This window comes from Acinetobacter sp. YH12131 (genome assembly GCF_013418635.1).
GTDB classification, from domain to species: Bacteria; Pseudomonadota; Gammaproteobacteria; order Pseudomonadales; family Moraxellaceae; genus Acinetobacter; species Acinetobacter towneri.
The window spans coordinates 169484-180067 of record NZ_VPBQ01000004.1; the positions used below are offsets into that span (position 1 = coordinate 169484).

A 10584-nucleotide genomic window follows, 5' to 3' on the forward strand; every position below is an offset into this window, starting at 1 on the left:
GTTTAACTTTCTTTAGCAATTTTGATGAGTAATTCTTCTTTCGTCAGGTTGCTAGATTCAGCATCACCACGACCTTTATATTCAAAAGTACCTGCATCTAAACCTTTCTCACCAATCACAATACGGTGCGGAATACCTGTAAGCTCAAGGTCAGAGAATTTCACCCCAGGACGTTCATTACGATCATCCAGTAATACATCATAACCCGCAGCTTGAAGTTCAGCATAAAGTGCTTCTGCTGCTTCTAATGTACGTGGTGATTTATGTGCGTTCATTGGTACAATCGCAATTTCAAATGGTGCGATGGCTGCAGGCCAAATAATCCCTTTATCATCAAAGTTCTGTTCAATGGCAGAGGCAACGACACGTGTGACTCCAATCCCATAGCATCCCATAGTGACAGTAAACGGCTTGCCATCTTCACCTAATACTTTACAGCCCAGCGCTTCAGAGTATTTAGTACCAAGTTGGAAGATATGACCGACTTCAATACCACGTTTAATTTGTAGAGTTCCTTTGCCATCTGGAGATGGATCGCCCTCAACGACGTTACGTAAATCGTAAACTTCAGTATATTGTGCATCGCGTTCCCAGTTCACACCTGTTGCGTGTTGATCAACTTGGTTAGCACCTGCAACGAAGTCAGACAGTACCGATGCTGCACGGTCTACAATCACAGTTATGCCTTTTTCTACCAAACCTTGTGGACCAACAAAACCAGCAGTTAAACCTAAAGCTGCAATTTGTGCATCGGTTGCAAAAGTAAGTGGTGCAGCAATCTGTGGATGCTTTTCTGCTTTAATTTCATTAAGTTCATGGTCACCGCGCAGGAATAATGCAATCACAGGCACTTGACCAGTTTCATCTGCAACACCTTGAACCAAGAGCGCTTTGACTGACTGGTTATTATTTGTGCCTAAAAATGCAGAAACTTCCGCAATGGTTTTTTGGTTTGGTGTATCCACAATGTTGAGTTCTTGCGTTGCAGCAGCACGTTCACCCACCAAAATAGCTTCAGCCATTTCAATATTGGCTGCATAATCAGATTCGGTAGAGAAGGCGATATCATCTTCACCGCTTGAAGCCAGAACGTGGAATTCATGTGAACCAGAACCACCAATAGAACCTGTATCTGCTTGTACTGGGCGGAAGTCTAAACCTAGGCGCGTGAAAATACGGCAGTAGGTGTCGTACATTACATCGTAGGTTTCTTGTAAAGAAGCTTGATCGGTATGGAAAGAATAAGCATCTTTCATAATAAATTCGCGTGAACGCATTACTCCAAAACGTGGGCGAATTTCGTCACGGAATTTAGTTTGAATTTGATAGAAGTTAATTGGTAATTGCTTATAGCTTTTTAATTCATTACGCGCCAAATCGGTAATGACTTCTTCATGGGTTGGGCCAAGTACAAAAGGATTGTCGTGGCGGTCTTTAAAGCGCAGTAATTCAGGACCGTATTGCACATAACGACCTGATTCTTCCCAAAGTGAAGCAGGCTGAGTGACAGGCATAAAAGTTTCTAAAGCACCTGCGCGATTCATTTCTTCACGAACAATGGCTTCAACTTTATTTAGCACACGCACACCCATTGGCAGCCAAGTATATAAACCTGAAGCCAATTTACGAATCATACCCGAACGTAACATCAGCTGGTGAGAAATCACCTCGGCATCGTTTGGGGTTTCTCTTAACGTAGCAAATAAAAAGCGACTCGCGCGCATGGAAACTGTCCTAAAAAGTGAAGCGTTAAATGGAGTTTTTTCAAAGCCAGATTATACAATAAAAATCGGGCTAAACTTGCGTTAAAATTTAGCCCGAGCGATTGTGTGACTTTACGTGAGATTTTAAGAAATCAGTTTACGTGTTTGGTGTAACATAAAATTCTTAAAATCGTCTAAGTAAGTGAAAATCACGGGTACAACAACTAAGGTCAGTAGTGTAGACGTAATCACACCACCAATAACAGCATGTGCCATAGGTGCACTTTGCTCACCGCCTTCACCTAGTCCAAGTGCGAGGGGTACCATCCCCATTACCATGGCACTAGTGGTCATTAAAATAGGGCGTAGTCTGGTTTTACCTGCGGCAATAATAGCGTCATAACGTGACTCACCTTGATCCATGGCTTTCTTTATAAAATCAATCAGTAGAATCGCATTTTTGGTCACCAGTCCCATCAGCATAATAATGCCAATAATAGAAAATAGGTTCATGGTGGAATTAAAAATAAACAGCGCCAAGAACACACCAATCAGCGACAACGGCAAAGAAGCCATAATTGCTGCGGGGTGAATAAAGCTGTTAAATTGCGAGCCTAAAACAATATAAATAAATACGATGGAGAGTGTAATTGCTGTGAGTGCATAACCCGCAGATTCGGCCATATCGGCATTGGAACCTTGGGTGTCAAAACTATAGCCCGCAGGGAGCTTAAAATTATCCTGAATTTTTTGTATGTCGGCACCAATGTCACCTGCAGGTCGACCTGCGGTGTTCGCTTCTACCAAAACTTCACGAGCTAAATCTCTTCGGTTAATTTGTGCTGCACCGAGGCTTTCTTCAAAGCTCGCAACACTCGCCAAAGGCACTAGAATGCTTTGTCCATTGGAATCAGTTTTTTGTGAAGTCAAATACATGCTTTGTACATCACTTGGCAGACTGCGTTGGTTTTCGGTTAGGCGCACGTTCACATCATAGGTTTCACCACGTTCATCTTGCCATGTCGTAACATTATCCCCAGCGATGAGTGGTCGGATAATATTGGCAATTTGATTCACCGATAGCCCCAAATCGCTAGCAAGGACGCGGTTTATATGAACACCTAATGTAGGTTTAGGGGCTTTTAGCGAGCTTTCTAAATCGACAATACCATCCACCTGAGCAATTTCTTTCATAAAGCGGTCAGAAATTTTTTGTAACTCTGCTAAATCAGGGCCTTTAATGGACACCATCACAGGTTTTTGCCCTCCCGAAACTGTTTCATCGGCAGATGCGACAGAGGTGATGGTGATACCTGCAATGCTTTGTAGACGCTGGCGGAATTCGTTATTGAGTTCTGTCAATGTTTGTTCACGTTCATGACGTGGGCTGACAGTTACACGTAAATTAACATGATTTTTCCCGCGATCTGTCACGCTGTTAATGGCTCCGTAAGTCGCGCGAACTTCAGGGTGTTGACGAATGATTTGATCTACTTGTTTTAATTTTGCTTGTGAATATTCAAGTGAGGCATCCACAGGTGTTTCAAATTTAATCCGAATTTCACCTTTGTCAGGTACAGGTACAAATTCTGTACCAATCAGTTTAGATAATCCGAGTGCGGCAAATAATGAAGCTACGGCAATCAATAAGGTAATACCGCGAAATCGAAGCGCTAATTTTAAAAGTTTTTCATAATGATGACTTAAATTATCGAGTTTGTTGGAAATCCAGTTTAAGAAGCGTTTTATTCGCCCAGGTTGTTTATTGGGATTGGGTTTTTCTGCCCAATGTGCAGATAGCATTGGGTCTAGGGTAAAACTGACAAACATGGAAATCAGTACGGCAGTACTGACGGTTACACCAAATTGATAGAAAAAACGTCCGATAATCCCGCCCATAAATGCTACAGGTAAAAATACCGCAACAATGGTTAGCGTGGTGGCTAAAACCGCCAAGCCAATTTCTTTGGTGCCATCTAAAGCAGCCGTAACGTGGTCTTTGCCCATATTGGCATGACGCACGATATTTTCACGAACAACAATTGCATCATCAATCAATAAGCCAATACTAAGCGAGAGTGCCAGTAAGGTCATCATGTTGATGGTAAAGCCAAATGCCCAAATAAAGGTGAGTGTACCGAGTAGGGCGATGGGCAGGGTCAATCCTGTAATGGCGGTAGAACGGAATGAACCGAGAAACAATAGTACAATCAGGACGGCTAGAATCGCACCCTCAATAATGGTGCGCGCTACATCTCGGATACTGCCTCGAATCCCTTTAGAAGAATCCGCCACGACTTTTGCAGTCATGCCTGCAGGCAGTTGGGTTTGAATACGTTCCAAGGTTTTGTAGGTGTTATCGACCACTTCAATGATATTAGAGTCTGAGCTACGCAAGATATCGACAGCAACCGCAGTTTGCCCATTTAAAAATGCACTGGTTTCCAGCTCTGCCTGACTGTCTTGAATTGTGGCAACTTGTTTTAAAAAGATTGGCGCACCATTTTTATTGGCAATAATTAAATCGCCAAAAGCCAGAGGATGAATGACTTTGGATTGGATTTCGACCACCAATTCACTATTGGCTTGTTTGAGTGTGCCGCCAGGTACTTCAATATTTTCAGCTTTGAGCGTGTTGATGACCTGATCTACACCTAAGCCAAAACTCATTAACTTTTGTGGATCTACCTCAATCCGAATTTGTCGCTGTGCATCACCCAATAAATTAACAGTTCCGACACCAGACACAGTGCGCAGTTGCGGTACAACTTGTTGATCTAAATAGGAACTTAAATCACGCAAAGACATTTGTGAGGATTCAAACACAATCGACATGACTGCATTGGCAGTTGGGTCGTAGCGCTCCACCACTGGGTCTTGAATTTCATCTCGAAAGCCTGCACTGACAGACGAAATTTTATCGCGTACATCTTGTGCCGCCACTGCCGAAGGAACATCTAAATTAAACTCGGCAATAATAGTAGATAGCCCTTCACTGGATTGTGAAACCAGTTGTTTGAGTCCAGAAATGGTGTTGATCTGATCTTCCATTTTCTTGGTGATTTCAGATTCAACTGTTTCAGGTGATGCACCCGGATAACTGGTATAAACCACTACAAACGGAAAATCGACGTCAGGAAATTCTTCCACGCCCATACGTTGCCATGAAGCCAAGCCAAGCACCATTAGACAAAACATCATCATGATGGTAAAAACGGGATACTTGACGCTAACTCGGGTAAACCACATAACAACGATCCTGATTTTTTATTTATTGGACATCTGCACTACTGCATTGAGATGAAATTCAATTTATTGAGGGTTATTTTGAATGATCACCTGCTGCTGAATTTGATCGGGGTTGAACACCACTCGACTGACTAGATCACTGCTCTGTAAGCCTTGAATCACAGCAGTATTGTCACTATAGCGCTGTTCTAAAACTGTGATATCCACGCGGGCAATTTTTTGATCTCGAATCACCCAAACATAAGGTTTGTTTTGGATATCGTGAATGGTATTGAGTGGGATGATTTGCCCTGAAATTGTCGTGTTCGCTAAAATATAACCATCCACAAATGCCCCAATACTTAAAGAGGGAAGACGCTCAAGCGGGGTCGCAAAAAATTCAATTTGACGACTGGCTAAATCCGCAACAGGAGAAACACGGCTAATTTGTGCATTAAATGTGTTTGCTTGTCCTTGGAGTTGATATTCAATTTTTTGACCAATTTTGAGTGCGGCTTGTAAGTCGCTTGGTAATTTGGCTTGAATTTCTAATTGGTTCGGATCGACGACTTCAAATAAGGTTTGTCCTGCAGCCACAGTTTGCCCAGGCTCAACCTGACGTTGGGTAATGACACCGTGAATTGGACTGGTAATCGTGCCATCCTGATCGGCTTTTAGTGCAATATCGACATTGGCTTGTTGGGCGCGTACATTTTCCATTTGCGCACGATAATCTAACTGACTTTGCTCATATTCCACTTGTGAAATAAAACCCTGATCGAGCAAACGTTTTTTTCGTTGCATCATGTTGTGGGCTTGGTTGGCTTGCGCTTGCGTTGCAGCTAAATTGGCGCGAGCTTGTGCTAAACGCGCAGCATTATCCTGATTATTTAAGCGTAGCAAGGTTTGACCACGTTGTACGCTATCGCCCACTTTGACATAGACTGAGGTTGCTGTGGCAGTCACCTGTGCTTGAATACTGCTTTGATTCACAGCACGCACTGTGCCTGTAAAGGCAGTTTTACTGATTGCGCTGCCTTGTTGTGGTGTCACTAAATCTTGCTGAATGAGTTCAATTTTTTCTGATACTGTTGTTTTATTTTCAGTTTCTGTTTTTTGGCAGGCACTCAGCAAAATACATAAACCGATTGCACCGATACGAAAAATGGGTAAATGCTGCCGATTAAACCTAACTGCGATACGCTGTGCAATGTGCATGCATATTTGTCCTTATTGATTGCCAAAATGACAAGGTAATTCAAATCAACTATTCAAGTGCTTTTAAGCGAGTAATAATTCTGTCGTATTCTGCTTGTGTATTTCGATAGCTTGTTTGTAAAGATTGAATCATATCTTTTTTAAGCTCGATGTTTTTTAAGTTATTGTCCAAATTGGTTTTTAGTTGTGCAGGCACAGGTTTGACCTTGCGTAAATATTCCATTTCTTGACGTTTAAAAGTAATACGGTCGTTTTGCAACTGTTTGAGTTGTTCTTGTTGGAAAATAATTTGCTTTTTAATATGCGCTAAAGCGTTATTACGTTTGGTGATTGCAGTTTGACTATTGGTATAGGCTTTTTTTAAACGCTGATCAGATTCCATTTGATACGCTTGAGCAGCACGTTGTGGGGCTTTTTTAATATCCATTTCAGTGTTGTATGGACGTGCGCGCTGAATCACTTGCATGTTACGGTCTAATGCTTCATAGCCATGACGAATATGATTAGGTGTCACATTACTACTAATATTTGCAACGCCATGTTGATCATAATAGCGATACCACACCGCTTTGTTCTGGCTGTCAGCCATGAGTGGGGCAGAGGACAAGAGCAGTAAAGCAAGCATGCCCAATTTAAGTGACTGCTTATTTTGTTTTAATTTGACAGCGAGTGATTTTGCAAAAAAAGTGCTCACGTTGTCCCCCACAATAAAGTTGACTAAATTACTTAAATTACACGTAATAATAGTGTTATATTAGATCAAAATTAGGAATTAAAAAAATACAACCGATAAAAAATATCAATGGTCACAAGAAAGTGTGAGCGGTTTGGTGATAATGGTGTAAAAGTGTAGATTTACACTAAATATGTTCATTGAAACTACAAGTAAAGATATGTTAAAAATACGATCAATGTGTAAGATTTTTCTACTCAGTTGCTTGTACAAACAAAAATGGGAAGGGTCATTGAATGGACGATAAATTCCAAAATCTAAAAGTCATGGTGATTGATGATTCAAAAACCATTCGCCGTACAGCTGAAACACTTCTGCAGCGTGAAGGTTGTGAAGTGGTTACCGCAGTTGATGGATTTGAAGCTTTATCCAAAATTGCAGAATCAAATCCAGATATCGTATTCGTAGATATTATGATGCCACGCCTAGATGGTTACCAAACGTGTGCCTTAATTAAAAACTCGCAAAACTACCAAAACATTCCTGTCATTATGCTATCAAGTAAAGATGGTTTATTTGACCAAGCCAAAGGACGTGTAGTAGGTTCTGATGAGTATCTGACTAAACCATTTAGTAAAGATGAATTATTAAACGCCATTCGTAACCACGTGACAGCATAATTATTAGTTAGTTAGATTTATTGGGGAAAATAATGGCTCGTATTCTTATTGTAGATGATTCACCTACAGAAACATTCCGCTTCAGAGAAATCTTGACCAAGCATGGTTTTGAAGTCATTGAAGCAGCGAATGGTGCAGATGGCGTGACCATGGCGCAAGCTGAATTACCAGATTTAGTATTAATGGATGTGGTTATGCCAGGCGTGAATGGCTTTCAGGCAACACGTCAAATTTCGCGTGGTGATACCACTAAACACATTCCAATTGTAATTGTGAGTACCAAAGATCAGGCAACTGATCGTGTTTGGGGGAAACGCCAAGGTGCAAGCGATTACTTAACCAAACCTGTTGACGAAAAACAATTAATTGATGTGATTAATCAACATCTAAATGCAGGATAAGCTATGGCTGCAAATGGTTTTATTGAATTACTTCGGTTATCTAAACGTGGTAACAAAAACTACGTTAGTACCGAAAATGAGGTAAACCGCTGGTCAGGCATTGCTTTTGAGATGATGGGGCAATATTTTGTTGCTCCATTGGGAGAGGTTTCTGAGGTTATTTACCCACCGAAATACACACCAGTTCCGAACACCCAACCTTGGGTGGTCGGTTTGGCCAATATTCGGGGTAGATTGCTCTCAGTTTCAGATTTGGCACATTATGTTTCTGGGCAAAGCAGCCAATATTCACCTACTCAAAAAGTAATGTGTATTAGTCATAATGACCATTATGTCGGTTTAGTTGTAGATCAAGTTTTGGGTATACAGCACTTTAATAAGAAAAGTTTCTTTTCTAAACACAATGATTTAGATAGTAATTTACAAGAATATTGTCAGGGGTATTTTCACCAACATAACCAACAATGGCATGTTTTCTTATTTAGTCGTTTATTGCAAAACCCAAAATACATGAACGCATCTATAAAATTTATAAATTAACTGTCGCGCACCTAAAAAATGAAGGCGTCAATCGGGGAGAAGCTGCATGGGCTTTAAACTTAAAAAGAAAAATTCAGGCGAAGAAACCGTTCGTAAAGCAAGTGGTCCAGGTTTTTTTGCAAAATTACAGGCGCGAACAGAAGAGTTTGCGAGTGTATTTGGCGAAACAGAAAAATCTAAGCCACTTATTTTAGGCGCAGCTTTTTGTATCATCTTATCGCTTTTCCTGTTGTTATACCTTTTTTATAGCGTGCCGCGTAATAACGATTTTACCCGTAGTTTGGGTGATTTACGTCTGTTGTCACAAACCATTTCACGTCAAGCAACCGAAGCGACTGCATCAGGTACGCCTGAATCTATTAAAAACTTAACAGATTCACAAAAAGCCTTTGCTGCTCACTTAGAAACAGTGAAGGATATTCATGCCAGCACAGATACACTGCGTGAAGTGGAAACACAGTGGAAATCGGTTTCTGAAAATATTGATTTGATTGCTTCGCAACAAAAAATCATTAACCAACTCTATGACACCAACATTGCAATTGGTGAAACCATTCCGGGTATTCAGGCTGAATATAACTTGATGGTTGACCAAATGGCACGTCAAGACATGCCAAGTAGCCAGGTGGTTATTGCAAAGAACCAAGTATTCATTGCAGAACGTATTTTACGTTCAATCAGTTCTGTATTAACAGGTACAGACAGTTCACGTGAATCTGCAGATGACTTTAGTGCCGATACCGAAACGTTTGGTGCTTACTTGGCAGCACAGTTAAATGGTAGTGCGGAACTTGGTGTACAACGTATTACTCAAGAAGATTTACGTAGTTCATTAGAAGGTATTCAAGCAGAATATGAAGATGTATTGAAATCTGCTGCTGCAACGGTTTTAAGTAACTCAACACAAATTGTAAAAGTACGTCAGGCATCATCTTCTATTTTTGATCAGTCAGATAAGCTTTTAACCAATTTAAATAAATTGTCTAGCGGTTCAGGTTGGTCTATTGCAATTCCTGCAATTGGCTTAATTGCAGCATTACTTGCGTTCTTATTCTGTGTATTCAAACTCTTGAACTTACGTGGTGAAGCCGATAAAACTCGCGTGGTTCGTCTACAAGATGAATATGACCGTAACCAGAACGCGATTTTACGTTTACTCGATGAGATTGCCGACCTTGCAGATGGTGACTTACGTTCATACGCAACAGTATCGGAAGACTTCACGGGTGCAATTGCAGACTCGATTAACTTCGCAATTGACCAATTACGTGACCTTGTATCGCGTATTCACGAAACATCGCACGAAGTTGCACAATATACGGCAACCACACAGAACATTACCAACCAGCTTGCTGAAGCATCTGAGCATCAGGCGCAAGAAATTGCAGGTGCATCTGCCGCAATTAACGAAATGGCAATGTCAATTGACCAAGTATCTGCCAACGCTGAAGAATCAGCAGTGGTAGCAGAACGTTCAGTACATATTGCATCGAATGGTGCAGACGTTGTAAACCGTTCAATTGAAGGTATGGATATCATTCGTGAGCAGATTCAAGAAACCTCTAAACGTATTAAGCGTTTGGGTGAATCTTCACAAGAGATTGGTAACATCGTTGCCTTGATTAACGATATTGCCGACCAAACTAACATCTTGGCATTAAACGCAGCAATTCAGGCGTCTATGGCGGGTGAAGCAGGTCGTGGTTTCGCAGTCGTAGCCGACGAGGTACAGCGTCTAGCGGAACGTTCAGCATCTGCAACTAAACAGATTGAAACACTGGTTAAAACCATTCAGACTGATACCAACGAAGCCGTAATTTCGATGGAACAAACCACATCGGAAGTTGTACGTGGTGCGAACTTATCTAAAGATGCGGGTGTTGCACTGGATGAAATTCAAACGGTATCGACCAACCTTGCGAAATTGATTTCTAACATTTCGGATGCTGCAAAACTTCAGTCTGCTTCTGCAGGTCACATTGCAACCACGATGAACGTTGTACAGGAAATTACCTCGCAAACGACCAGTGCAACTTTCGATACTGCACGTTCGGTATCTGAGTTGGCCAACATGGCAGAATCATTACGTGAATCTGTAACTGACTTTAAACTACCTGAATAAGCGGGATTCCAGCTTGGGG

At 41.3% G+C, this 10584-nt stretch carries 8 protein-coding genes; 4 read left to right on the forward strand and 4 right to left on the reverse strand.

Features of this window, described 5'->3' with window-relative positions; translation table 11 throughout:
• Positions 1-2: 2 nt before the first annotated feature.
• The 4 genes from FTU66_RS05080 to FTU66_RS05095 form a co-directional block, all read right to left on the reverse strand.
• Positions 3-1724, reverse strand: coding sequence for a proline--tRNA ligase (locus FTU66_RS05080; RefSeq protein WP_180112422.1), 1722 nt, complete (start codon positions 1722-1724; stop codon positions 3-5).
• Between the two features lie 123 nt (positions 1725-1847).
• Complete coding sequence (locus FTU66_RS05085; RefSeq protein WP_180112423.1) at positions 1848-4952, reverse strand: efflux RND transporter permease subunit; 3105 nt, start codon at positions 4950-4952, stop codon at positions 1848-1850.
• A gap of 63 nt (positions 4953-5015) precedes the next feature.
• Positions 5016-6149: an efflux RND transporter periplasmic adaptor subunit gene (locus tag FTU66_RS05090; protein ID WP_180112424.1), complete on the reverse strand. Its 1134-nt coding sequence runs from the start codon at positions 6147-6149 to the stop codon at positions 5016-5018.
• 49 nt (positions 6150-6198) lie between these two features.
• On the reverse strand, positions 6199-6843 hold the full coding sequence (locus tag FTU66_RS05095; RefSeq protein ID WP_154320463.1) for a hypothetical protein: 645 nt from the start codon (positions 6841-6843) through the stop codon (positions 6199-6201).
• 275 nt (positions 6844-7118) lie between these two features.
• Between FTU66_RS05095 and pilG the strand changes: the two genes are divergently transcribed.
• The 4 genes from pilG to FTU66_RS05115 are packed head-to-tail and all read left to right on the forward strand — an operon-like array spanning position 7119 to position 10565.
• Complete coding sequence (gene pilG, locus FTU66_RS05100) at positions 7119-7502, forward strand: twitching motility response regulator PilG (RefSeq protein WP_004975524.1); 384 nt, start codon at positions 7119-7121, stop codon at positions 7500-7502.
• Positions 7503-7534: 32 nt separating this feature from the next.
• On the forward strand, positions 7535-7903 hold the full coding sequence (locus FTU66_RS05105) for a PleD family two-component system response regulator (protein WP_004975526.1): 369 nt from the start codon (positions 7535-7537) through the stop codon (positions 7901-7903).
• Positions 7904-7906: 3 nt separating this feature from the next.
• Positions 7907-8443 (forward strand): chemotaxis protein CheW, encoded by a 537-nt coding sequence (locus FTU66_RS05110; protein ID WP_004975527.1) that lies wholly within the window; start codon positions 7907-7909, stop codon positions 8441-8443.
• Between the two features lie 46 nt (positions 8444-8489).
• Positions 8490-10565, forward strand: coding sequence for a methyl-accepting chemotaxis protein (locus FTU66_RS05115; RefSeq protein WP_180112425.1), 2076 nt, complete (start codon positions 8490-8492; stop codon positions 10563-10565).
• The last annotated feature ends 19 nt before the right edge of the window (positions 10566-10584 follow it).